17 protein-coding genes and 1 pseudogene are annotated in these 26,065 nt (G+C 55.5%); 11 read left to right on the forward strand and 7 right to left on the reverse strand.

What is annotated here, in order from left to right; translation table 11 throughout:
* Positions 1 to 21: 21 nt before the first annotated feature.
* The 4 genes from HY57_RS01905 to HY57_RS22005 all read right to left on the reverse strand — a co-directional run bounded on the left by HY57_RS01905 (position 22) and on the right by HY57_RS22005 (position 4,866).
* Complete coding sequence (locus HY57_RS01905; protein WP_019465255.1) at positions 22 to 1,164, reverse strand: DUF2827 domain-containing protein; 1,143 nt, start codon at positions 1,162 to 1,164, stop codon at positions 22 to 24.
* Positions 1,161 to 2,351, reverse strand: a complete 1,191-nt coding sequence (locus tag HY57_RS01910; RefSeq protein WP_019465254.1) for a DUF2827 domain-containing protein — start codon at positions 2,349 to 2,351, stop codon at positions 1,161 to 1,163. Before HY57_RS01910 ends, HY57_RS01905 begins: the two co-directional genes overlap by 4 nt.
* Positions 2,348 to 3,487: a DUF2827 domain-containing protein gene (locus HY57_RS01915; protein WP_019465253.1), complete on the reverse strand. Its 1,140-nt coding sequence runs from the start codon at positions 3,485 to 3,487 to the stop codon at positions 2,348 to 2,350. The genes HY57_RS01910 and HY57_RS01915 overlap by 4 nt, the downstream gene beginning before the upstream one ends.
* Before the next feature lie 221 nt (positions 3,488 to 3,708).
* Positions 3,709 to 4,866, reverse strand: coding sequence for a YadA family autotransporter adhesin (locus tag HY57_RS22005; protein ID WP_235186601.1), 1,158 nt, complete (start codon positions 4,864 to 4,866; stop codon positions 3,709 to 3,711).
* On the opposite strand from HY57_RS22005, the gene HY57_RS22010 reads away from it, so the two are divergent.
* From HY57_RS22010 to HY57_RS22020, 3 genes are read left to right on the forward strand one after another with little or no spacing between them, the layout of a single operon-like run.
* On the forward strand, positions 4,853 to 5,617 hold the full coding sequence (locus tag HY57_RS22010; protein ID WP_235186602.1) for a hypothetical protein: 765 nt from the start codon (positions 4,853 to 4,855) through the stop codon (positions 5,615 to 5,617). The genes HY57_RS22005 and HY57_RS22010 overlap by 14 nt on opposite strands.
* Positions 5,618 to 5,638: 21 nt before the next feature.
* Positions 5,639 to 6,781, forward strand: coding sequence for a hypothetical protein (locus HY57_RS22015; protein WP_235186603.1), 1,143 nt, complete (start codon positions 5,639 to 5,641; stop codon positions 6,779 to 6,781).
* 21 nt (positions 6,782 to 6,802) lie between these two features.
* Entirely contained in the window at positions 6,803 to 8,104 is a 1,302-nt protein-coding gene (locus tag HY57_RS22020; protein ID WP_019464402.1) for a hypothetical protein, read from the forward strand.
* Here HY57_RS22020 and HY57_RS22265 read toward each other — a convergent pair.
* A pseudogene (locus HY57_RS22265) lies at positions 8,101 to 9,276 on the reverse strand (ESPR-type extended signal peptide-containing protein); the annotation flags it as partial. The gene HY57_RS22020 and the pseudogene HY57_RS22265 sit on opposite strands and share 4 nt — an antisense overlap.
* 1,030 nt (positions 9,277 to 10,306) lie before the next feature.
* Between HY57_RS22265 and HY57_RS01935 the strand changes: the two are divergent.
* The 3 genes from HY57_RS01935 to HY57_RS01945 all read left to right on the forward strand — a co-directional run bounded on the left by HY57_RS01935 (position 10,307) and on the right by HY57_RS01945 (position 16,214).
* Entirely contained in the window at positions 10,307 to 13,180 is a 2,874-nt protein-coding gene (locus HY57_RS01935) for an ATP-binding protein (RefSeq protein WP_019464404.1), read from the forward strand.
* 112 nt (positions 13,181 to 13,292) lie between these two features.
* On the forward strand, positions 13,293 to 15,017 hold the full coding sequence (locus HY57_RS21080) for a FecR domain-containing protein (protein ID WP_144240749.1): 1,725 nt from the start codon (positions 13,293 to 13,295) through the stop codon (positions 15,015 to 15,017).
* 66 nt (positions 15,018 to 15,083) lie between these two features.
* Positions 15,084 to 16,214 carry a CHASE2 domain-containing protein gene (locus HY57_RS01945; protein WP_019464407.1) on the forward strand — a complete coding sequence of 377 codons (1,131 nt, stop codon included), beginning with the start codon at positions 15,084 to 15,086 and terminating at the stop codon, positions 16,212 to 16,214.
* Positions 16,215 to 16,825: 611 nt separating this feature from the next.
* Here the strand turns inward: HY57_RS01945 and HY57_RS21085 are convergent.
* On the reverse strand, positions 16,826 to 19,129 hold the full coding sequence (locus HY57_RS21085; RefSeq protein ID WP_144240750.1) for a reprolysin-like metallopeptidase: 2,304 nt from the start codon (positions 19,127 to 19,129) through the stop codon (positions 16,826 to 16,828).
* 1,157 nt (positions 19,130 to 20,286) lie between these two features.
* On the opposite strand from HY57_RS21085, the gene HY57_RS20725 reads away from it, so the two are divergent.
* The 5 genes from HY57_RS20725 (at position 20,287) to HY57_RS01975 (ending at position 24,289) form a co-directional block, all read left to right on the forward strand.
* Positions 20,287 to 21,222: a helix-turn-helix transcriptional regulator gene (locus tag HY57_RS20725; protein ID WP_019464409.1), complete on the forward strand. Its 936-nt coding sequence runs from the start codon at positions 20,287 to 20,289 to the stop codon at positions 21,220 to 21,222.
* A gap of 442 nt (positions 21,223 to 21,664) precedes the next feature.
* Positions 21,665 to 22,756, forward strand: coding sequence for an alkene reductase (locus HY57_RS01960; RefSeq protein ID WP_019464411.1), 1,092 nt, complete (start codon positions 21,665 to 21,667; stop codon positions 22,754 to 22,756).
* The gene (locus tag HY57_RS01965; RefSeq protein ID WP_019464412.1) at positions 22,753 to 23,364 is read left to right on the forward strand and encodes a TetR/AcrR family transcriptional regulator; all 612 of its coding nucleotides are present in this window, start codon (positions 22,753 to 22,755) and stop codon (positions 23,362 to 23,364) included. The genes HY57_RS01960 and HY57_RS01965 overlap by 4 nt, the downstream gene beginning before the upstream one ends.
* Positions 23,365 to 23,377: 13 nt before the next feature.
* The gene (locus tag HY57_RS01970; RefSeq protein WP_019464413.1) at positions 23,378 to 23,665 is read left to right on the forward strand and encodes a YciI family protein; all 288 of its coding nucleotides are present in this window, start codon (positions 23,378 to 23,380) and stop codon (positions 23,663 to 23,665) included.
* Positions 23,666 to 23,677: 12 nt separating this feature from the next.
* Positions 23,678 to 24,289, forward strand: coding sequence for a DNA-3-methyladenine glycosylase I (locus HY57_RS01975; RefSeq protein WP_019464414.1), 612 nt, complete (start codon positions 23,678 to 23,680; stop codon positions 24,287 to 24,289).
* Between the two features lie 778 nt (positions 24,290 to 25,067).
* On the opposite strand, the gene HY57_RS01980 is transcribed toward HY57_RS01975, so the two are convergent.
* Entirely contained in the window at positions 25,068 to 26,006 is a 939-nt protein-coding gene (locus HY57_RS01980) for a helix-turn-helix domain-containing protein (RefSeq protein WP_019464415.1), read from the reverse strand.
* Between the last annotated feature and the right edge of the window lie 59 nt (positions 26,007 to 26,065).

Consider the following 26,065-nt stretch of genomic DNA (forward strand, 5'->3'; position numbering starts at 1 on the left):
AAAACCAGCAGCCAGCATCATTCAGTACAGGCGCTGTAGCTCGCGCGTATATGCAAGTACATTTTCTGTGTTGGCCACATCCAGCGTACTCAACAGCGCCATCACATTTCGACGATAGTCACCCACTTCAGAATCGTGTCGCTCAAAAGTCTGCAGAAGCATGCGACCTCCTTCCTGGCAGTCGAAGTCGGGATAGTAGTAGCCATAGTTACGAATGAATTCGGAGTTGTGAATCAACGGATATCCACCGTACAGGACCTCATAATATAGATAGTTCTGGCCATTCTCCCAATGATGGGAGATCACGCAGTCTCCGCAACTAGCCATGAAATCAGCCAGCGGGTAGCGTCCCTCAAACGTGGTCAAGCCGTGGTTGACGATGTCAAGGCTCCTCGCGAAGTGAAGAAACTTCACGTGGTCCTTCATATGCAGGCTATTGCATACGCGCACAGATTCAAACATTGAAGGCCTGGCGCGATAGGCCTCCTCGCACACAAGCATGGGAATGAATGACGTCTTGACCATGCATACGTTGGGCTCAAAGACGCACATTCGCCAACGGTCTTTGCCCGACTGATACCCCCAAGGTGTTTGCGTTGGAAGCGTAGCGATCGCGCGGTCAAGAAAATATGGATTCCATAGATGTGGAACAATGCGAAGAGGTGCACGTGCCATCATGGAAAAATAGTCTCCGCAACTCCGCTCGTACTCAGGAATGGTCCAAACGGCATCGTAAGGTTTGTCGCTCGACAGACCACTGTGCGGCTTGTTAAACATTGCCCTTTCTATATCGATCACATAGTCATTGCCGACTCTCATCCATACGTATCGCCCACCCGATTGACGATAAGCCTTGACCCAATCATCACTAAGCTGAGAACTCATCTCGATAACGACATCGAGCTTCTCGTAGGCATCGCCCACCTCCATCAACTCGATTCCCGTACCTTCCAGCATCATGGATGGATGAGCCACCTTGCCCTCTCCCCCACGCACCAACACTGCTTCTTCGACGACAGGGCTCAGTTTGAGAAGCTGAACTAGAAAGACGCAGTTCTGAAAGATCCCGTTCTCCCATATCGATTGAACGTTCTCACGCAAATGCAAAGTAACGCCCACCTTCAAGCGATTGGCATCAATCCTTCTTCCAGCTTGTTCGCTCATTCGCTCACCACGTTGTCGACTAGCATTTCGATGCGATGGACAAATTCACTAATATTGTCGGGATGCCCCGGGGAAAGGCGTGCCAGCAAGCGTCGCGCGCACGCGGCGTAATCGCTCCAGTAGTCTGCGTCTTTCTCCCAAGCCTCAATGAGACAAGCGCCACCCGTAGCGGCGTCGAAATCGGGGTAGTACAGCCCTGCGCCGTGACCTCGTAGAAATTGCGAATTGTGCACGAGAGGATATCCACCATAGAGAGCATCGTAGTACAGGTAGTTCATGTCGCACTCCCAATGGTGCGAGACGACGACGTCCATGGCATACCGCGTCATGCAGTCAGCAAAATCCAAACGAGGTTCGTAACTTGCATGAGAGTTGCGAGTCAAATCGAGATTGGAAGCAAAGCGATTGAAGGTGTAGTGCTCCTTCATATGGTAGCTATTCATAACCATCATCAACGCAATCGATTCAGGCTTGCTTCTATAGGCCTTCTCACATACCAGCATTGGTAGAACGCTATTCTTTACCACTGATATGTTGGGCTCGAAGATGGCAGCACGCCAGCCGTGGCGAACCGCACCAGGCTGCCTCGGCCGAAAGCCGAAGGACCGACCTACTTCGCCAAGGCCTTGCAGTCGCTTCTGAATAAAAGTGGGGGCCCATATGTGTGGCACGGCGTGCACGGGCACGCGCGTCACCGTCTTCAGTAAGGGTCCGCTGGTCTTCATGTGGTGCGGCAACGTCCAGACTTCGTGCCATGGAGTGCCATTAAAAATGTGCCCGGCCTCTTTCCCAAAGAGCGGACTTTCGGCGAGATCCGCGAATGTATGTCCCACGAAGAAGGTGACGATCTTGGTGCCTAGCGCACGCACATGGCGAAGCCACTCCAAAGGAAGCTGCGCTCCCATTTCGATAACAAGATCCAGCTCATGAGTGACCTCTGAGGGCGCCACAAGAGGGGTGTCCAATAGATCAAAATTCAACCCCGCCGGCAGCCGTGGCTGATCACCACCGTTGAGCAAAACGATGCGCCCTACCCGCTCGCTGTCGCGCAGCAGTGTCACCAGGAATGCCAGATTCTGGTTGAGTCCACTTGACCAAAGCTCAGCGCCTTGCACGGCAAACACGGAAATGCCGACATTGATTTTACGGCCCAACTGACCTTCCTTCAGGGATGGAGCTTTAGTCATATTGGAGGGGTTATCCTGAGTTCCGTCAGGAGCTGTGCGTACTGAGCTATGACGGACCTATTCTGTGGCAGATAGCGGGTAATGAGCGTTCGCTGCCGGCGTCGATACTCTTCCCACTGCTGGTCATGCGTCGCTATTGCATGGAGCAAAGTATCGGCACCGATCTGGACATCATTGTCAGGGTAGTAATAGCCAAGATCGGAGCACATGTTCGCGTTGTGCACCAACGGATAACCCATCCAACAAACATCGAAGTAGAAGTAATTAAGCGGATTCTCCCATTGATGCGATACAACCACGTCTGTGAATTCGCTCAAGAAGTAGGGCGTGTCATAGCGACCAAGGAAGGTGGCCTTGTGGTCACGCACTAGGTCAAGGTGATTCATCAGTGCGATGAACTCGGCGCTATCGCTTGCCATGGATTCGGTATTGGTGACATACAGGCTCGCTATGTCCTGGGGCCGGCGTCGATATGCCTCCTCGGCAATCAGAATCGGATACAGGCAAAACTTCACGATGTCATGGTTGGGCTCCATGATGCTCAGCCGCTTTGCATCCCGGTGTGGAACATACTCGGCTACTTTCGACAGCTCACGACAGCGCTGATCGAGAAGAACTGGTGACCACACAAAGGGTACGGTGCGCGCCTGACGTCGCCTCAGGGTTTGAAAATAGTGACGGCTTATGTAATCAACCTGAGGCACCATCCAAATGGCATCGTAGCGCTGGTTCACGAATAAGTTATATCCCCACATCGGCCGTTTAAATAGGATCGACTCCATGGCATGGACGTATTCGAAACCGCAGCAATAAGACACCAGGTGTGTACCGCGTTGCTTCAAGTAATCGGTTGCGTCGGCACCAACCTGACCACCCAGTTCAATCAATACGTCTAAGTAATCCTTGATCTCACCCAGCCCCTTTACGGGCCAGCGAGACGTATTCCACGGCATGCTTTCTTCAAGCGGCACGGAAGTCGTATTGACCAACGTCACCGAACCGACGTTTGGGCACTGCCTGAGCGTCTCCGCCAGGTAAATGGCATTCTGTTTGATGCCGTTATTCCACAACGTCTCCGTTGGGCTGGACAATCCGATAGTGATACCGATGCGAAGAAGATCTGAATCATTGGACATAAGTTAGTTGTACCAATCCGGCATCGAACGCCTTGCGTGTTAAGGCAATCACCATCCAAGCAGCTGGCGCCCCAGCGCTCGCAGGACGCGAAGCGCTGCAAATTGCGTTCACGTCACCACGACCGAAGGCGCGGCACAGGGCCATTGCCACGCACATTCCAAGGACTTGTGTTGGATAGCACGATCAAACGAACCCTGTAGCCTTGCGCCATAAGCCAGCATTACCACGAAATTCCGACGCCCGCGTTCACCATGACATGGTTACCGTCTCCCGCACTGACACCAAACTTTGCCTGTATGTTGTCACCAATGCGCGCACCCATTCCTACCGCCACCGCCGAATATCCGGCGTATTTGCTAACACCTGCGCCGACGATGAATCGATCGTCCTTGCCGACGGCCGGAATGCCGGCCAACGCACCGCTCATGGCTATGCCTGAATAGGTGGAGCGAGCCAGATTGTTGACAGTGGTAGTCAGATTGGTGGCGTTACCCGTTGCCTGCTGAAGCTGCGCCAAAGTGACCGCATCATTGGGATTGATACCTGGAGCCACGTTAGTGATGCGGCGCTGATTGCCGGCGGAACCAACGGAAACCGTGTTGGCTTCGTTGGCCACCGAGCCTGCACCAAGCGCTACACTATTTGCACCCGCGGCCACGCTATTGGCACCCAGGGCTACGCTATTGGCGCCGCTGGCTACGGCGTTATTGCCTATCGCCACGGTTGGATCTCCTGTGGCCTGAGCGCCCTGGCCTATAGCCACCGAACCACTGGTAGTGGCCTGCGCCGACTGACCCACCGCTATTGCGCCTGAGCCGTTTGCATTGGCGGCGATACCTTGCGCGACTGCACCCATCCCACTGGCACGGGCTGGTTGTTGCCCGATCACAGAGCACGTCATAGCGCCATTGCTCACCGTGCAAACACCCGCTTGGCCATTCACGAGCGCCTGGATCTGCACGGATGCCGTGGACACGCTGGTAGACAGGCTGTTGACGTTCGTATTGGTGGCGCCCAGGCTCGTCGATAGTGCGGCTACATTGCCGTTGGTCGTGGTTACGCTTGTCGACAGTGAAGCGACGGCACTGTTGTTGCTTCTCAATCCCGTCGACAACGAAGCGATACCACTGCTCTCAGTATTCAGGCTGCTCGCTGTCGATGTGGACAACGAGTTGACATTGCTACCGATCGTATTCAGTCCAGTCGACAGCGATGTAATTCCACTATTGGCTGTACTCAATCCGCTCGACGTCGACATAGACAGCGACTGGATGTCACTTGCATTCGTGGATATACCGGTCGAAACCGAGGTCGATAGCGATTTCACATTGCTGTTTGCGGCACTCAATCCCGTCGACAAAGATGTGACGTTATTCACAACGCCACTCATACTCGTTGAAAGCGACGTGATACCGCTGCTGGCTGTACTCAAGCCACTTGATGTCAGCGATGAAAGTGACGCGATAGAGCTCGTGTTCGTGGAGATTGCCGAAGACGTCGACGTTGATAGCGATGTGACATTGCTGCTGGTGGTGCTAAAGCCCGTCGACAACGACGCGACGTTGCTGCTGGTCGCACTCAAGCCCGTTGAGAGCGACGCCACATTGCTATTGGTGCTGCTCAAGCCGGTCGACAGCGATCCCACATTGCTGTTGGTCGTGCTCAGTCCCGTCGACAACGACGCAACGTTGCTACTGGTCGCGCTCAGGCCCGTTGAGAGCGACGCCACATTGCTGTTGGTGCCGCTCAAGCCGGTCGATAGCGATCCCACATTGCTGTCGGTCGTGCTTAACCCCGACGACAGCGACGTGATATTGCTCTGGTCCGTCGCTATCGAGGACGACGTGGATGTCGACAGTGATGCGACGCTGCTACTGGTGCTGCTCAAGCCGGTCGACAGCGATCCCACATTGCTGTTGGTCGTGCTCAGCCCCGACGACAACGACGCGACGTTGCTGCTGGCGGCGCTCAGACCCGTTGAGAGCGACGCCACATTGCTGTTGGTGCCGCTCAAGCCGGTCGACAGCGAGCTCACATTGCTGTTGGTCGTGCTCAATCCCGACGACAGCGAGCCCACATTGCTGTTGGTCGTGCTCAATCCCGACGATAGCGACGTGATATTGCTCTGATCCGTCGCAATCGAGGACGACGTGGAGGTCGACAGCGACGCGACGTTGCTGTTTGTGGCACTCAGCCCCGTTGACAACGATGCAACGTTACTGTTGGTCGAACTCAAACCCGTTGAGAGCGACGCCACATTGCTGTTAGTGCTGCTCAATCCCGATGACAGCGACGTGATATTGCCCTGGTCCGTCGCTATCGAGGACGACGTGGAGGTCGACAGTGACGCGACGCTGCTATTTGTTGCACTCAGCCCTGTCGACAACGATGCGACGTTGCTGCTGGTCGCGCTCAAACCCGTCGAGAGCGACGCCACATTGCTGTTAGTCGTACTCAACCCCGACGACAGCGACGTGATATTGCTCTGGTCCGTCGCTATCGAGGACGACGCAGAGGTCGACAGGGACGCCACGTTGCTGTTCGTGCTGCTCAGGCCGGCCGACAGCGAGCCAACGCCGCTGTTGGTCGTGCTCAACCCCGACGACAACGATGTGATATTACTCTGGTCCGTCGCAATCGAGGACGACGTGGAGGTAGACAGCGACGCCACGTTGCTGGTCGTGCTGCTCAAGCCCGCCGACAACGATCCCACATTGCTATCGGTCGTGCTCAGTCCCGTCGACAGCGACGCGATGTTGCTCTGGTCCGTCGCAATCGAGGACGACGTGGAGGTAGACAGTGACGCCACGTTGCTGTTCGTGCTGCTCAAGCCGGTCGACAGCGAGCCCACACTGCTGTTGGTCGTGCTCAACCCCGACGACAGCGACGTGATATTGCTCTGGTCCGTCGCTATCGAGGACGACGTGGATGTCGACAGTGATGCGACGCTGCTACTGGTGCTGCTCAAGCCGGTCGACAGCGATCCCACATTGCTGTTGGTCGTGCTCAGCCCCGACGACAACGACGCGACGTTGCTGCTGGCGGCGCTCAGACCCGTTGAGAGCGACGCCACATTGCTGTTGGTGCCGCTCAAGCTGGTCGACAGCGAGCTCACATTACTGTTGGTCGTGCTCAATCCCGACGACAGCGAGCCCACATTGCTGTTGGTCGTACTCAATCCCGACGACAGCGAGCCCACATTGCTGTTGGTCGTGCTCAACTCCGACGATAGCGAGCCCACATTGCTGCTGGTCGTGCTCAACCACGACGATAGCGACGTGATATTGCTCTGATCCGTCGCAATCGAGGACGACGTGGAGGTCGACAGCGACGCGACGTTGCTGTTTGTGGCACTCAGCCCCGTTGACAACGATGCAACGTTGCTGTTGGTCGAACTCAAACCCGTTGAGAGCGACGCCACATTGCTGTTAGTGCTGCTCAATCCTGCCGACAGCGAGCCTACATTGCTGTTGGTCGTGCTCAATCCCGTCGAAAGCGACGTGATGTTACTTCCGTTCGTGGCGATTGACGACGAGGCCGAGGTGGACAGTGATGCAAGGTTGCTGTTGGTGCTACTCAAACCCGTCGACAATGACGTTATGTTGCTATTGGTTGTACTTAATCCCGTCGACAGCGATCCAACATCTGTAGCCTCCTGGGTCGAAAGAGAAAGCACGAAGCTGTCGGTGCTAGCCAGGCTGCTCGCCAGAGCGCTCACGTTACCGTTGGTTCTATTCAAGCCTGTAGATAGTGAAGTTATTCCACTATTGGCGCTGCTCAAGCCGCTCGATGTCGACGTTGACAGCGCCGTCAGGTTGCTATCGGTATTACTCAAGCCTGTTGATAGCGAGCCAACATCCGTCGCCTCTTGCGTCGACAAAGCAGCCACGTTACTAGTAGTACCGCTCAGGCTTGTCGATAGCGACGTGATGCCGCTAGTCGCAGTATTCAGGCCGCTCGATGCGGATGTTGATAGCGAGACGATATTGCTATCAGCCGACGCAATACTCGCCGATGACGATGTCGATAGCGCAGTCAAGTTGCTATTCGTGTTACTCATCCCGGTCGACAGGGAGACGATGCCGCTCGTCGCGCTGCTCAACCCACCTGAGGTGGAAGTCGACAGAGACGCAATGCTGCTGACATTCGCGGAAACGCTCGACGAGGTCGAGGCCGAGAGAGCGCTGACATTGCTATTAGTGGTACTTAGGCCAGACGACAGCGAAGTAATGCTACTGGCGTTGGTTGAAATACTGGATGATGTCGATGCCGACAACGATGATATGCTGCTATTCGTCGCATTGAGGCCCGTCGACAACGATGTAATACCGCTGTTTGCAGTGCTCAATCCACCTGACGTGGATGTCGATAGAGACGCAATATTGCTTGTGTTCGCCGAGATGCTCGATGATGTCGATGTCGAAAGCGCCGTGACATTGCTATTGGTAGTGCTCACCCCGGTTGACAGCGAAGCAATGCCGCTTGTCGCAGCACTCAAGCCACTTGAGGTCGACGTTGACAGCGACCCGATGTTGCTCGTGTTCGTGGATATCGCCGTCGATGCAGAGGTCGATAGCGCCGTTACAGTGCTCGTTGTCGTGCTGATCGTGGCGTAGAGTTCAGAACCGTTGATGGCATCCGTCGAGGTGGCCGTCACTTGCCCAGCTGCTACATTCTGGATCTGACGCTCGCTACCAACGGATCCGACGCTCACCACACCCGCGGTCGCAGGCGTCGTCCCTGCAAAGCCTCCATATGTGACACCATTGATGGTCGCGCTTGTTACGTTGGTGCCTAACGTAGTGACACTCGACGCCCCTAACGCAACCGAATTCGCCACGTTGGCGATGGATGATGCGCCCAAGGCAATGGAATTTGCCGCGCTGGCTGCCGATTGATCACCTAGGGCAAGGGCACCGGTCGCGGATGCATTAGCCAGCGTGCCAAGCGCAATGGCGTCCTGCGCTGCCGCAGAGGACTGCACGCCAACCGCAAACGAACCGTTACCAGTTGCCGTGGCGTTGATGCCAAGCGCGTTTGCCCCGGTGCCCGTCGCGATGGCCCCATATCCAACGGCGCTGGAGCCCGCTCCAAGTGCCTGAGATCCACAACCGACGGCGAAGGAGTTGAGGCCAAGCGCATACGTCCCGTTGTTCATCAAACCATATGTGTTAGCCGCTCCATTGACCTGTGCATTGGTGACATAGAAGAGGTAGCTGGGATTGTTGAGTGATCCGAGGCCCTGTGGACCCTCCCAGTTTTGAATGCCGGGTGTACCGGTGCCTGAGTTGTAGTTACCGCCATTGCCAAAGCCGGTATAGTCCAGAGGAGTTTTTTGCGGCGCCAGACCATAAAGCCCATTGGCATTCGTAGCACCCGTCCCATAAACCCCCGACGCAGTAAGTGGCGAAGAATTTGTCGCGCTTCCCTGAAGTACAGCGCATGCACTAGTGCCGGCAAAGGCCACACCCATTTGGCCAGCTTGGGTGATGCCAACGCCCGCTTCTGTTGTCTGGTTGTGATTATTGGCAGCTGCAAGCCCGGAAGCGCTGCCAACGACGCTCGCGACTGCTGCGGACCCAGCCCCAAAGTAAGTGAGCGCCGCAGCCACTGCTGATACCAAGACGCGAGTCGCACCAATGCCAGCCCCACGCGTACCTTGCGCATAGCCTACGCATGAATGAGATTTCGCAAATTCCGAAGCGACATCGATGCGACCCAGCGCTCGGTTGTAGACAAGCTTATAGATTCGATTCATGGCATCCCCCAAGTACCGGTATGCCTGCATCGAGGGTCACCTGGTGACACGATTCGCAAGGTGACCTGGATCCAAGGCATTTACGCGGCCAATCGTTAAATCTGCGCCGATCCACCCAATAACCGCCGTTGAGCTCGTGAAATCCGCCCTTTAGCTCAATAGCCGTGCGTCATTGCAGGACTCCGTAGCGTATTCTCTTAACGCTAGGCACAAACTATTCAGATGTGTCCGATGAACAAATCAGAGAATTCGCAATTTTTGTGGCGCGTTAAACGAATCTGATTATTCTCAATTCCGCTTCCTCTGGATGCATGCAGTACTAGCCAGGCATCGAAAGGGCAGTCAGACGAACCTAGCGAAGCGCCATAGCGCCCGTTCCGTCAGGGCATCAGAATCGACGCGATGCACGTCAAGTGCTTAACAGGTCTAGCCGTATGCAGCGGCTTTCGATGACGCCAACCAAAGACCTCATCGGCCTTGGCACGCACGGCCCATGACCGATTCGCGCCAAACGGCGAAAGATTTGGATGGAAGCTCAGCTGGCCCTTATCTGCTTGGCGTTCCGTGATACGTGCGCACCCAGCCCAATCGCTCCAATCTGAACATCGGGCGAGCCAGATCGATGGCTATCGGAATGGGGGCTTGGATGCGAACCAATTAATCGCCACTAGCCTGCTCAATGCACGGTTTCGAGTCGTTGTTGATTCGTCTCGCAAAAAAAGCACATATACGTAGCCACCGCAAGGAAGACCTCCGGTCCATCACCTGAATGCACGAGGCTTCTGCAGCATGAATTGTCTTGTTCACTCGGTCGACCTAACAATGCTCAATGCGGCGATCACGCATCAACGTAAAAAGTGCAAATACTCGAGCCAGTGATAGACAGCTCGCTTCCCTGGATTGCATCCCTTTCTTCGTCCTGACGATCGACCTTCGCGTTGCGCAACACCAAACACTTTCGGTCTGCGATGAAGCCGATTGACCTACTTCAGTAAAAGAGCATTATGGAGCGCACGTTTGCCAATGGTCGGGCGGCGCATCCAGATGAACGGTCACAGTGATGACTTCAACGCTCTTGGATCTTCTCAATCCCAGCTGGCTGACATCGCAATCGGCCGGATCGATATTGGCTGACATCTTGGCGGGCCTGTTGACACTGTCATGCCTACTGTCTCTCCTCCTCCTAAGAGTCATCTATGGTCTTCGTTATAGACTGACAAAAGCCGAAGGCTCGTCACGCGATCGCGAAACGTCATACCAGAGTCTGCTAAACGCCATCCCATTTCCTGTTATGCAAAAGAACGCTGCTGGCGCCTACCTAAGGCTTAATGAGGCCTGTCGAATTCGGTTAGGTATCGAGCCGTTCCAGATGATCGGACGAACTAGCCTTGATCTACACGACCACCGCCTTCAAGACATGACAGACGGCGTATCCGTAGAGCGCAAGATTCATCAGCTATCGATGGATGTGATATGCAACAGCCAGACACAACACTGCGAGATTGATTACAAAAGCTTGGATGGCCGGCAGCGCAATGGGCTGCTTATCGAGTCACCCGTCCGCCTTGGGGGCGAAAGTTCGATCGGTTCCGTGGGTGTGTTGCTTGACATTACCCAATACCGAGAGATCGAACTTAGCACGCTTGCCACCGAGCGAAGTCTTCGCGAGATCACTCAACGCATGCCGGTTGTCGTTTTCGTCGTGCAGCGCGATAGCGACCGCTTGTCACGACTTGCATTTATTGCCGGTAACCTTGGTGCGCTGTTTGGTCTAAGTCCAACGGATCTGGTTGAAAAGTCAGACATCCTGCGCGACTGGCCGTTCCATGATCGCATCCATACCGAGGATACGACCGCTTTGCAGCATCTTATACACCGTGCCTCCAGACACACTGGTACCACCACGTTCGATTTTCGCGCTTATGGCGCCGAGGGGTTGCGCTGGATCCATTTGGTCATGGTTGCGCGTCGGCTTCCCAACAGGGGCATGCAATGGGTCGGCTATTTCATAGATACGACGAGCATCAATGCGCACAATGAAGCGCTTCGCTCAGCGCGTGACGCTGCCGAACGGGCATCGAAGGCGAAGGCTAGCTTTCTAGCCATGATGAGTCATGAGATTCGCACGCCCATGAACGGCGTTCTCGGCATGATCGAACTGCTCGAACATACGCCCGTCAATACTGAGCAGCACGAACTTCTTTACGCCGTGAAAGATTCCGCGAGCGTTTTGATGCAAGTCCTCAATGATGTACTGGACTTCTCTAAGCTCGAGGCCGGCAACCTTCACCTAGACAGCGCGCCCTTCGATCCCCGGACCTTGATCGACAATGTCGTCGGAGTGATGGCGAATTCTTTGCATAAAAAGGGATTGCGAATCGAGGTCAATGCGGATTCGGTGCTAGCCGGACGGCTTCTCGGTGACAGCGTACGAATTCGCCAAATACTTCTCAATCTCCTCAGCAATGCAATCAAATTCACCGAGCGCGGCAGCATCTTTGTCGGCATTCGCGTGCTGGGAGACGACGGCCAATCACAGCGTGTGTGTTTGATCGTCGCGGACACGGGAATAGGCATTGCCGACGACAAGCAGACAAATCTCTTTACTCCCTTTTCGCAGGCCGAGTCATGGACCACGCGCCGTTACGGCGGGACTGGGCTTGGACTATCTATCTGCCGGCACCTTGTTCAGCTCATGGGTGGCACCATCGAGATGAACAGCAGCCTTGGACAAGGCACCACATTCACAATAGAGCTTCGACTACCGATAGCTCGCCGCGGGATTGATCGCCACCCTACTTTGGTGAATCGGCATGCCATTGTCAGATTGAGTTCAATTGGCATTGCGGGAGGGTTGACCGCCCATTTGAAGGCACTTGGTCTCACGGTCGAGCAGATACCGCCCTCACAGCCGTTGCGTAGCGGTATAGCGGCCGACCTGCTATTTGTGGCCACGTCCGATAAGGAGATTCGTACCAGGACGGCCACCAAGGTTATCGAGGTCGACACCCAACCCTATGTTTTCCGTGGATTGCAGGAAGGCGATGATCGTATCGTTCTGAGTGTGAATCCGCTGAAATGGCAGGCCGTTCTACGCACTTGCCTTTTGGCGCTCGGCAGGGAAAGTCCACATTTTGATGAAGAAGAACAGGTCGTCCTCGCAACGAGAAGCGACACCATCGTGCGGGCTCGAAGTCGCATTCTTGTCGCAGAAGATCACCCCATCAGCCAGTCGCTTATCCGACGCCAGCTCACCTTACTTGGCTGGTCATGCGACGTTGTTGGCGATGGAAAGCTTGCCTACGACGCCTTATGCCATGGCGGTTACGGCATCCTACTAACCGACTGCCAGATGCCACAAATGAGCGGTTATCAACTGGCCTCCGAATGGAGGGGCCACGAAGCCAAGAATGCCTTGCAGGCACGAATTCCCATTATCGCTATGACTGCCAATGTGCTGGATGGCGAAATTGAGCGCTGTCTCGCCGCGGGCATGGATGACTACTTGAGCAAACCAGTGCAACTGCAAGAGCTCGACAGGAAGCTCAAGGCCTGGATGAATGGATCGTTGACCATTGACCGCGCTTCCTCGGAGCCATCGACACCGTCGCAAGAAAACGGTTCCACTTCGGCAGACCTACAGAGCCTTCAGGCCGATATGCTTAAGCTACTGCTTCAAACAGGCAGTTCGGATATAGCCAAGATCGATCTGGCATTTATCAATGCCGATGCCATTCAGGCGATGCAGGCCATACATCACCTAGTGGGCGTGCTCGAACTATTTACAAGCGATCGCGTCATTGAAGACGGCCGGAGTCTGATGAGGGACCTTGTGGAGAGCGACAAAGCGGGTGCCCTGCGTAAGTTGCCGGCTTACGCAAAGGACTTACGACAAACCCTTGCCAAGCTTGAGGCGCGGGCAGTCAGCGTTTGAGCCGTTAGAAGCCTGCAACTGCCGGATATCTGTTGGTATTCCAAACTGGGTGTCTCAGAATAGCATCCAATTATCAGCTCAAAGCGGACACCTCAGGACCGAGGCGATCCATTTGAATCTGGTTTCTGACGAACGGGGGCGTTTCGTCAGCGCGGTGCCATCACTGCGCGAGGTACACGAGGCAACGATGGATCTCAAGCGTGGCAAGCTGCTTCTGCAACGTCTGTGTGCTGTTCTATTGTTAGCGGCGATAGCTCCAACGGCGTGGACTTCCGATTGGGTTTATCGAATTCGATTGCACGACAATATCTGGGATCTATCTAATCGGTATCTCAAACCCGAGATTCCTTGGCAGAAGCTTCAAGACTACAACCAAGTTTCCGACCCCCTTCATCTCCCTCCAGGCATGACCCTGCGCGTGCCGATCGCCTGGTTGCGTGTACAACCGGCAAGCGCCACCGTCGTCGCCCTAAGCGGCAGCGCTCACGTGCGACTAGCCGGTCAAGAGCAAACGGCCGTTGCAACGGTAGGTATGCCACTCACGGCTGGGTCGAGTCTGACCACGGACGAGAACAGCAGCGTTATGCTTCAATTTGCCGACGGATCCCACCTTTTACTTCAGGAAAGTGGCCAGCTTGATTTTGATGAAATGAGCGCATATGGCCAGACGGGTATGGTGGATACTCGGCTGCGCCTGCAACATGGACGCGTATCAACTGAAGTGACCCCCATGACGGGATCCGGCGCACACTTCATCGTGACGAATCCTAGATCCATTTCCAGCGTCCGTGGCACTCATTTTCGTGTAGCCACCAATCTTGATCAGTCGCAAACTGAGGTGCTTACCGGGCGCGTCGACGTGGCATCCCATCGCGCTCACGTACTGGTTGGCTACGGCATGGGTATAACGGTTGCCGAAGGAAGCCCGCCGTCACATGCGCAATCGCAGTTGCAAGCTCCCGTGCTTCACTGCCCGTCCCAACCGATCAGTCAGCTACCTTATCCGATCGAGTGGGACGCGCTCAGTGAGGCAAAGAGCTACCGCGTCCAAATGACGTCCGGTCAAGGCTACCAAACACCTCTGATCGACCGCATCACCGACGCCCTGCACGCCGACCTGCCAGATGCCCCGGATGGCGACTATGTAGTGCAGGTGCGTGGCATCGATCATTCACTGCTGGAGGGACTAGATGCCGTCTGCACCATTCGCACTAGCGCTCATCCACAACCCCCCTTGGTAATCTTCCCTCTTCCTGATTCCAAAGTGCGTGAGAGGCGCCCACGCTTCAGCTGGACCGAGAACCAGCAGGCCAGTTCTTATTTCTGGGAGCTCGCGAGCGATGTGCGGTTCTCTCAAATACTCGCGAGTGAGGAAGCGCTCACCGGCAAAAGCGTTCAGGCGCCGCAAGCATTTCCGTTTGGTCATTATTACTGGCGGATAGCAAGCCGCGATCATAGCGGCAAGCTTGGGCCTTTCAGCAACCCCATGTCATTTGACCTGGTCCCTGAGCCGTCCACGCCACAAATGGACAAACCAACGTTGGTTAAAGGCAAAGTCCGCATCGGCTGGCAACGTGGCGGACTGGGCTATCGCTACCACGTCCAGCTGGATCGCAATCCGCGGTTCGAGCACCCGCAACTGGATCAAGAACTGGACCAGAATGTGTTCGATATTCCCAAGCCAGGTGGCGGAACGTGGTATATGCGGCTGCAAGTCATTGATACCGACGGTTACGCTGGCCCATGGAGTGACACGCAAAAAGTCCGCGTCTCCTGCATGGCATGTCGGGTCACAGCCATCGGGGGCGGCGTCGTGCTTCTATGGGTGCTTCTGTGATGATTCCATCATCGCTTCCATGAGGCTTCCACATCGTGGCCAGCAGCCAGTGATAGCGAGCCATCCATGCTAGGCAATGCGCTGTCCTGGTTGACTAGGGCTATCGTTTTTATGGCTGCTATCGGCCTTTTCACAGTGCTGCTCATCAACGACTCGACCACGTCTTTTGACAACAGCATTTACGATATGCAAGCCAGATACTGGGGATTCACGCCTAGCGACGACGTGATCATTGTTGCCATTGATCAGAAAAGCATCGACGAATTGGGTCAATTTCCATGGCATCGATCAATACATGCTCGCCTGATAGACAAATTAACCGCGGTCGATGTTCGTGGTGTTGGCATGGACATCATCATGTCCACGCCAGAGAGCGGCCATTCCCGGGATGATCTCATGCTCGCGGATGCCATTCGCCGCAATGGAAAGGTCGTTATGCCGGTGTACGCAGAAGTCACTCGTCTCAACGGAACGCTTCAAGAGATTCTTCCCATCCCGTTGTTTGCCAAAAATGTTGCCGCGCTTGGTCATGTGGATGTGGCCGAGGATGACGATGCGCTTGTTCGAGGCGTCTATTTGAAAGCGGGTCTTGGAGGCGCCTACTGGCCGTCAATCGCGCTGGCATTGAAGCAACTGGATAGCGCAGAGCCCGCTATCGAACCGCCAGGCCTTCGCAATCCACAGGCCAACAACGCATCGCCCTATTTGTGGGTACGCGACAACTACGCTTTGCTTCGCTATGCAGGCCCCGCTGGAACGTTTGGTCGGGTTTCCTATGTCGATGTGCTCAATGGCATTGTGCCAAACACGGTACTAAGAGGCCATTGGGTGCTGATAGGCGCGGCCGCGAACGGATTTGGCGACACTATTCAAACGCCCTACTCACGCATGCCGGGCGTCGAATATCAGGCAAACGTGCTGGAGTCTGCCAGGCGAGGCATCTTTGTTACGCCGCTCAGCCTGCTCGCTCAATGGCTGTTATCGGTCTGCATGCTTGGCGTGCCGTTACTGCTATACGAAGTGCAAATGCTTCGCACGGGCGGGCGCTTACTGACTATCGCAAGCCTAAGCATCGTTGCAATCTGCTTTACACTCCTGCGTATCCGCTATACGTGGTGGCCTCCCACCGGCTGTCTTATGACCGTGTGCCTGGAAATTCCGACACTCATGCTGTTACTGAAGCAACGGTACATATAACAGTTTCTTGGGGGATCGCGTACGAGCATGTTCTGTTGTGTCTGTAACTCGGTGCCCAACCGCCGACACCCCGTGATGATCTTACAGAACATAGCCGCGACGTTCTTCTTCCACCTTGTGGACGGCGGATCCGGTGGTCAAGCTATCGCCCATCTGCTCAGGCGGCTCCGCGGCAACAGCTTGCGGCAAGCTACCCACCTTTATGCGTTACTAAGTGAGCGCTCCAGCAAGCCTCGTCAGCGCGATCCGGCCTGCAATAAGGCCTAACCTCTTCCGTCAGTCCGGCGAGCAGATCGACCACTTGACGCAGCTGGAGCGAGCGTTTGACATCAGGAAGTTTCACGAGCCGGAACGGCCACCAAACCGGAAACGTCGCATCTGGCAGTGGAGCCAAGCCCCAACTCCATATGGCTCGAATCAACGGAGCCACTTCATCTTCAGTTAGCCTGAAAATTCGTTGTTGGCAACTACCGGTAAGCAGAGCCCGGTGGGTTTAACTCCACCGGGCTCCGCTTTAAAAATGTTGCAATGAATCTCTATCTCGATCAGCCACTAAAGCCGAGGACTTGTGATGATGAATGAGAACCATCCTTAATATGCGCTAGGCGTTTTCACGGTTGCGCGGGCGTGCTGGAAACAATGTTCCACCCTGAAGGATAGTTGGCGTAGTAAGTGCCCGCGCTAGACGCAGGAAAGGCCGATATCGTGGATGAACTGAAATTGCCATGGCCATCGTTCTGCCACACATAGGTGTCACGGGCGTTACTGGTCAACAGAAGGCTCACCGTGCCCCCTGAAAGCCTGTTGACTAGAGCAACCTCATAACCCGATGGAAGCGACAAGTCCAAATAACTCTTACGTGTCGCACCATCCATCAACCAGTACTCGATCTGATGCGTCGTATCGTTCTCGAAAATCAGATCCGCGTATCCATCGCCATTGACGTCGCCGCTACCTACAAACCTCCACCCTTGACCGTAACTAGCACCGGTTGAGGCCTGATTGAGCGAGTAGTCGTCATTGATCTCCGTGACGTAAACGCCATTGGCTCCATGAGACCAGACTAGATCAGCTCGACCGTTACCCCAGAGGTCATCGATACCCATCACATACCAGCCACTTGGGAAGTTCAAGGTATGAATAGCAGTGCTTGCCGTGCCATTCATCAACCAGTACTGAACTTGATGCGTTGTATCGTTCTCGAAGACAAGATCGGCGTATCCATCGCCGTTAATATCACCTGCCCCGACAATCCGAAAGCCGGCGGGAACGTTAGGTCCCGCAACACTGGTGAACGTACCATCACCATTGCTCATCAGAAATAGGATGGCGTTGGAGGAGTTGCTCAATACCAGATCGGTCAGGCCATTACCTGCAAGGTCACCCATGGCCACAATGGAATAACCAGATGGCAACGATTGTATGCTGCTCGCATTGCTACCATAAGCAGCACCTTGACCTGCATCCAACCACACGTAGGCGAATTGCCCAGTTGAGGTGTTCTGGTAGAGCAGATCCCCTTCGCCGTCACCATTGAGGTCGATGGCCGGCTCACCCGGCTCGTTGAAGGCCGCCACATATGGCATGGTTTGGTTGAGAACCTCTGCCTGGTTCGCCACCGTGGGGTCGCCACATGGATTGCCGTTGCAGGAGTTGATGGCAGGGTTGGCATAGTAGGGAGACAACGTCTCGTTATCCTTTCCATAGGCCATAATCGTGTGGAAGCTGCCGGTAGCTAGCGTCTGGCGCCATCCATAAGCATAGGGAAATGCTCCGGGCGACGAGGCGTCTGCTTGGTCATGCGCAAGACCCATGTTATGACCCAACTCGTGTGCAAACGTGTAGTCATCGCAATACCAAGTGGTGTTGGAGACTGTATAGCTACCGTAGCTCACAACCGAGTATCCATCGATTTCGTCAGCCGTGGTAAACGGAGCCTCATTGTTCCCATTGAGGTATCCAGTTCCGCAGCTTCCTTGACTTGAATTGAAGGGACGAATGAGGCTAACCAAATCGGCACCCAAAGCTCTACGCCGCCCATGCAACGCAGCGAGAGGACTCGTCGGCGATGTGCCTCTCAGATCATCCAGCGCCTGACTGTTTTGACTGCCGTCCGAATAATTGACTTCCAACGTGCCAGCGAGCTTTATCTGCCCGTTGACCTGGCTGTCTGTTAACGCCTGATTGGTGTCGGAAACTAGCTGTTCAATCTCGGTAACCACAGCCGTCGTAGAACCAATCGAAGTCACCAGGCCGGGCGTATATCCCACGAGAACGCTGACGACGGGACCAGAACTGACCGAGCCTCCAGAATTTGTGGAGCCGGCAGAACTAGCCGAGGTAGCGGAGCTGCTTGAACTTCCGGAACTTGTTGCAGCATCCGCCGCCACTGCGGCATCGCGCGATTTCGCCTTGGCACGATCTTTATCTGAGATCGGCGGCGCAGGAATTCCATCAGACTGCGAGCGAGGAAGAAACGCTTCAGGATGTGCCGCCGCCGCCCTATCGTCACGCTGAGTGAGATAGGTTGAACCGTGTTGCGTCACAATCTTGAGTGGCCTGCCCGCCGGCGACACGAGCGAACCGAAGATCGCCTCTTTGCCATAGGTAATCACAACACTTCGCTCGCCAGTGTTTGTCATCACCTTGCCAAAGAACGTCTTGTCGCCACTTTTATGCTGAACAATGCGAACAGTGCTCGCGAAGAGACGCCCACCATCCGGCGTAGTTAGCCAAATGCCTCCCGTAGTTCCCGCTGAATTCAGGGCACCCTTCTGAAGGTCCGCTGGATAGAATCGATCTACGCTCTGGAGAAAGCTCTTATCCGTCGAAATTCGCCCCACTAGTTCCTGCGTTTGGGCTGAGCAAATCCCACTTGCCATCAAACATAGGCCTGCCAATAGCACTCTGCGCATGACACCCTCCTCAGGATTCATCGAAATTCGCCTAAGGGAGAAGCCAAATTGGCAACACTATCCCGACGCACTCCTCCAAGGAGCGCGGCTTGATCAGCATCATTTGGATTCCCCCAATCGGCAATCTATGCCCTGCGTGCGCAGCGTTGATATTAGAACTTTCCTAAATGTGTCCGAATCGATGCGATGACTTCGCATGTGCTGTCTCGATGCACAGTCACGATGACGGCACGCCCCCTAGTGACTAACTGGAGGCGCGAGCGGCCGATCGCGCCACTCACGTCGACAAATTGCCGAGCGCACGAATCACGGGAGCAGAACAGCCTAGGCATACGCTTCGCTCAGCTGGGCCGCTGGCGAAAAACCGCACCGTGTTGAACGGCTAAACAAGAGCTCTTCCACCTCGACACGCTAAAGAGGGTGAGAGCGAACGGCTGCGTGCGTGACCATCCAGGGGTCGGGGATCCAAACGGCTGCGAGAGCCATGCCTTCAGCCCAAGTGAGAGGCTGGCGTTGAGCCCTCAAACCATAACAAATGAAACCAATTGGCGCCTCGGGCGGGCCGAGACCACAACTCTCGGACACGCCCTCACCCCAATCCCATGAAAACGTTTTTTTCCGAGGTAAAACGCACTTTTTGCACAATTTACGTAGAAAAGTAACGGAGCGAAAATCATCCTAAATTCACTGAAATCGTTTCAAACGGACGGTCAGTGGGAGTGACCCTTAGCGCAGCCCTGGCAATTTCGTCTCGCACCATGCACCGCGCGAGGTTTGTGTAATCAATCTCGAATCATCACTTGAGCAGGCACTTCTTGGGTCATCCCTGTACGCGGCACCAACCGCTTGTGACTAAGAGTGCGCAGCAGAGATGCTCATGATGAGCATGGACAACAGCAGCGAGGCGCTGTGCAACCTATCAAGGCGATCAAGACCTTGTGATCCACCACAATCTACCCTGTCGAGCAGCTGATTGCCCCGCAAGCGTACTGCGGCGTCGAAAGCTGTTGGCACATGATTGAAACCGTGCGAGTACCGAGAAAGCATCTGCGTAGCAAGCGTTGCATCGTGCCCATTCACGACCAGCCAGCTGAGCTTGGGTTGCAAAGTGCTCTCATCGTCCAAGCCGGCCGGACGTGTAAAAGGGGGACTGAGCCATGCCCAAGATAATTTGTAGCCAATTCGATGAGTTTGAGCGCGTGATGCTCCGGATAAACAGCCGGTTCATTCCCACCAAACCGGGCACACATGACTGGCTTCATCACTCAGTGGACTTGGGCGACGTGACAATCGCCATAAACCAGCTGGGCAGTGGGACCATTCATAGCGGAGCAATGTACAAAGGAACGTACAGCCTCTTCATCCCACTATCGCGACCCGGCTCGTGTCGTATTTATGGCCAAGAAATGGAGCCAGGCCTTATTGGCTGGTTTGTGCCTGACGTCGAAACATATAGCTACAGTAGAGAAGCATTGCTCTGGCTCGGCATCACCATCGAGCAAAAGCATATCCTGCAATGGGTAGCGCAACAGCCCGAGAATTTTCTGCCAGGCCTCAAGGCTCACAGGGTGGGCCTTGGAAACACGAAAATGATCGATGAACTGGCCGATTTGATTAAACGTGCGTTACACGTTGATGCTATCGATCCCTTCGCAGCTCAACCCGCCCGATGCCTCGAAACCCTTAGGGAACAGGTTCTTGATGCCTCCTACTTCGCCGTCCAGTCAGTGGGGCCCAGCGATGAGCGGTCTCATGGCCGCCCCCGGCTTTCCAGGCAGGCCATCATCCGTAAGGCGGCCACTTTTATTGACGCCAGCTTCGACGATAGCATCAGCGTGCGCGACCTGTGCGCCGCCTGTCGAGTTTCCTCTCGAACCCTTCACTCGGTATTCCTTGAAGAGATTGGTGTTAGCCCACACCGCTATCTCATGCTCAAGCGCTTGAGTGCCATACATATAGCCTTAACCCGCGGCGGTACAGATCGAACCGTTGCGTCGATCTGCGCCAAATACGGGGTATGGGACTTTGGTCGATTCGCCAGTCTGTATCGCCGAGTCTTCGGTGTACTGCCATCTCAAGCACTGAGGCAATAGTGATCCTGCGGATCCACGTGGAATGACGTTACATCTTTAGTGCACAAGTACCAGTGCCGCTGTGCAAGTCCATGCATGGCTCGTCTATGCCACTAGAGCATTGATGAAACACACTGCTCGGTACGATTTGATGCTCCTGGCCTAGCACGATACACATGTAATGTTCTGCAAAACGTCGGTCAGCTCAGCGAGCCCTCGCACGTGCACATCCACGGCGTAATCTGGCGCCAGGAATATACCCGCTCCACATGGTTATGACTTCCATCGAGAAGGAGCCGTGCGTCTCAGGCTGTACGTCAAAGAGATGGAACGACGACATTAGACGCCCAGTGCTGCCGGCCTTGACGTTGTTTGCGGTCACCTCGATTAGGACGCTTGACCTAATCTACGCCCGAGAATAGGATGCTCGTCCTAGCTGAAGGTGCCAAGGAAAGCCAGAACCATGAAATTGAGTGTCCTATTTGGGCCGACTACCGTGGGCGAGATCAGACTCGATAACCGGATTGTGATGGCGCCAATGACTCGGAACCGTGGTTCAGTGGAGGGTGATGCAACAGAGTTGCAGGGGGAGTACTACGCACACCGGGCGACCGCCGGGCTAATCGTGAGTGAGTCAATTCCTGTTTCTGCGCAGGGTGTTGGATATCCGCTCACGGCGGGCCTGTTCGCAGACTCCCACGTCACGTCCTGGTCCCGCGTGGTCGAGAGGGTCCATGCGGTTGGCGGAAAGATTTTTGCGCAGTTGCAGCACTGCGGCCGAATCTCTCACCCATCGTTGCAACCAAATGGCACCGTGCCCGTTGCACCGTCGGCGATCGCCCCGATGGGGATGGCAGTTACGTATGAGGGCTTCCTGGATTTTGTCGTGCCACATGCACTCGGCGCCGACGAGATCCCGGATATCGTGAGGCAGTTCCGGTCGGCGGCCGCACGGGCTCGCGAAGCTGGCTTCGACGGGATCGAGGTTCATGCAGCAAACGGCTACTTGCTGGACCAGTTCCTTCGGGACGGTTCAAACAAGCGTTTCGACTACTACGGCGGCACGATCAAGAATCGAATGCGTCTGCTCGGCGAGGTACTTGACGCGGTTTCGCAAGAGTGGCCGTCGTCGCGGGTGGGTGTACGGCTGACACCCGAGAACTCGTTCAACTCGATGTCCGACTCCAATCCTGTCGCCCATTTTGCGCACGTGATGGAGCGTCTGAGCGAACGCGGCCTGGCCTATGTCCACGTGCTGGAAGGTGACATGTTGAATGGCAGGCGTGCAATCGACTACGCGCAACTTCGCCGCTACTTCCGAGGGACCTACATCGCCAACAACGGCTACAACCTCGAATCAGGGACGCACGCTGTGACGAGCGGTCACGCCGATCTCGTCGCGTTCGGCACTCCGTTCATCGCGAATCCCGACTTGGTTGCTCGCTGGCGAGAGGGACATCCCCTTGCGGCGGCTGATACTTCCACGTTTTACACCGGCGGTGCCACCGGCTATATCGACTACCCAATGGTCGGCAAGACAGGGCCGACACGGTGACGGCGTCATCGACCCGACAGCGGATCGTCGACACGGCGGACCGGTTGTTCTATGAGCACGGCTTTGAGCACACCTCATTTGCCACAATCGCAGCCGAGGTCGGGATATCCCGGGGCAACTTCTACCACCACTTCAAGACCAAAGACGAGATTCTCGATGCAGTGATCGCCTCCCGCCTGTCTGCCACCCGTGAGATGCTTGCCGAATGGGAGGCTGCATCGGTGGACCCACTCGGGCGCGTACGACAGTTCGTGGAGATCGTGATCCGCAACGCGGCCGACATTGAACTCCACGGCTGCCCGGTTGGCACCCTGACTACCGAGCTTAGCAAGCTTGATCATCCGGCTCGTGCCCAAGCGGTGGCAGTGTTCGCGCTATTTCGCGACTGGCTGATCGTGCAGTTCGGACGGCTCGGCCGCGCTCGCGATGCCGAGGATCTAGCTCTCCACGTGCTTATGTTCAGCCAAGGCACCGCCACCGTCTCTAGCGCCTTCCGCGATCGTGCCTGGGTGCGCCGAGAGGTTGCCCGTTTCGAGCAATGGCTGGCCACAGAAGTGTTTACCACCAAGCGGCCTTCAGCTCCGCAAGTTCGCCCGCGTCGATCATAAATGGGAGTCAGTGATGTTCCTCATCCTTCTTCGCTTCTCTGACAACAAAGCCTCCGCCACCGATCATATGAGCGGCCACAAAGAGTGGATCCGGCAAGGTGTCGACGTCGGCACATTCGTATTGGTTGGCAGTATCCGGCCCGGTGTGGGTGGTGCGGTGATCGCGACGGGCACCGAGCGCCATTTGATCGAACAACGTGTTGCTGAAGACCCGTTTGTGATTCACAACGTTGTCGTCGCCGAGATCCTGGATATCGAGCCGAGCGTAACTGATGCTCGCCTGGCCTTCCTTGCCGGCTGATAGGAGGTCGCCGTGAACTCTTACGTCGCGCCCGACGGCGCTCCGCGCTGCAGTTGGGCGGGGTCTGCACCCGATTTCCTCGCCTACCACGATACCGAGTGGGGGTTCCCCGTCGCGGACGACCGACGGCTGTTCGAGAAGATTAGTCTCGAGGGTTTCCAGTCGGGTCTAAGTTGGCGCACCATCCTCGCAAAACGCCCCGCCTTCCGCGCGGCGTTCGCGGACTTCGACTTTCGTGCAATCGCGGAGTTCGATGAGAACGAAGTTGATCGCCTTCTTGCCGATACCGGGATTGTGAGACACCGAGGCAAGATCCAAGCCGTCATCAACAATGCACGTTGTGCGGTGGAGATGGAGCAACGTGAAGGTTCGTTGGCTGCGTTCTTCTGGAGTTATGAGCCCGGTCCAGCCGAGACTGCGATCCCGCAGACCGCGTCGATCAGTCCGTCATCGCTTACGCTGTCTAAGGAACTCAAGCGGCGCGGTTGGAAGTTCGTTGGTCCAACCACCGCGTTCGCTTTTATGCAGGCCATGGGCTTGATTAACGATCACACTACGTCATGCTGCACCCGTCCGTTGGTCGCGGCCGCTAGAACCCAATTCGAAGCACCTCGTCGCCGGTGACCCATCTCAACGCCACTCTCGATTCAGGGGCGCAGGCGCGTGGTCGCGCCTTGTCTCACCAGGCCCATCGCACATGTCGCCACGAAGACCGGAATCTCTCGTGCCGCGGCTTCGAAGTGGGTCAACCGGCACAGAGAATTCGACGACCTCGGGCTCCATGACTGTTCCGCCACACCCAGGCGACAGCCATCTGCGGTGACAAGCAACGTCATCTCTTTTCGGAGCGACATCAGATTGACGTTACGGCCAGCCCTTATGCCGGCTCTATCCAACAAAAGTGAGAAATGCCACCTCTCAGATCGCAGACGATTCCACGAGTCATCAGATGTCGGCGGATAGCAAAATATGACACAGATAGATTGCTGAAATAGCATGCAAGCACATAGACACGAAGGCGATCATGGTGCTGCGATTCTCGTCTCTCCTGTACCGAAGCCATAGGTAGCAGGCCACGGCGAAAAATAGGGGTACCAGACGATAAACACCGCGATAAGAACAAGCCCTCCTCCCGCTTCACTAAAAGAGTCCCTCATCCCCGGCGGGGTGCTGTCCGGCCATAGGATGAAACCAATGGATGCCTAGAAAGCAAGAAACGGTAACCACCCGACTTGGCGCCTTCGGTAGTCACTGGCGCTACCAGTAAGCAGCTTTGTCACCACCTTCATGGCAAAGACCGCGTCATCTCCAGCGTCTTTCTTTCGGTCCATAGCGCCCTTCGATCAGTGGTATAGACGGGCGACATCACGTCTTGGTGACTTTCAGCAATATGGACGATGACTCAATGCCCTCTCAATACTTGAGATGGCAACACACCGAAGACTCGCCGATACAGGTTGGCAAATCGACCGAAGTCCCACACCCCGTGCTTGGCGCAAATCGATGCAACCGTCTCTTCGGCATGTCCACGCATCAAAGCCTTATGTATAGCGCTTAAGCGTTTCAGCGTGAGGTAGCGGTGCGGGCTAACACCAATCTCTTCAAGGAATACCGAGTGAAGGGTTCGAGGAGAAACGCTGCAGGCGAGGCACAAGTCGCGAAGGCTGACACCATCGCCAAGATTGGCATCGATGAAACTCATTGCGTTTTGGACAATGCTCCGTCTAGAAAGCCTTGGCCTACCATAGCTCCGTTCAACATTCGACCCATCCGATAGAGTCGCAAAGTAGGTCGCGTCAAGAACCTGTCTCTTCAGCGTTTCTTTGCACCTAGTGGATTGAAACGCAAGGGGGTTGGTGACGTCAGCGTGCAGGGCACGCTTAACCAATTCGATTAGTGCGTCAAGTACTTTCTTATTACCCACGTAAACTCTGTTGGCCCGCAGGCTCGGCAAGAATTGTTCGGTTTGCTCCGCCACCCATTGCGCGACATGCTTTTTTTCGAGCGTGATGCCGAGCCAGAGAAAAGCCTCCCTACCGTAACTATACGTTTCGATCTCTGGTACAAACCAAGCAGTAAGCCCAGGCTCCATATCGCGACCGTAGATGCGACAGGATCCCGCGTGCGTCAACGGACAAAATAGTGCGTAGAAACCCCGTTGCATCGCTCCCCGATATATGACCCCACTGCCCACCTGGTTTATGGACACGGTCACATCACCCAAATCCACCGAATGGTGGCACCAGTCGCGCGTACGCGATTTGATAGGAGTGAGTCGGCCATTGATACGCAGCATGGCGCGCTCGAACTCATCGAACTCTTTGCAAATAATCTTGGGCACAGCCTCTCCACACGTTTGATCGCGCCGGCCGATACCCGCGCTGTCAGATGGCAAGCCAA

Origin of the sequence: Dyella japonica A8, assembly GCF_000725385.1 — a bacterium.
Classification (GTDB): Bacteria; Pseudomonadota; Gammaproteobacteria; order Xanthomonadales; family Rhodanobacteraceae; genus Dyella; species Dyella japonica_C.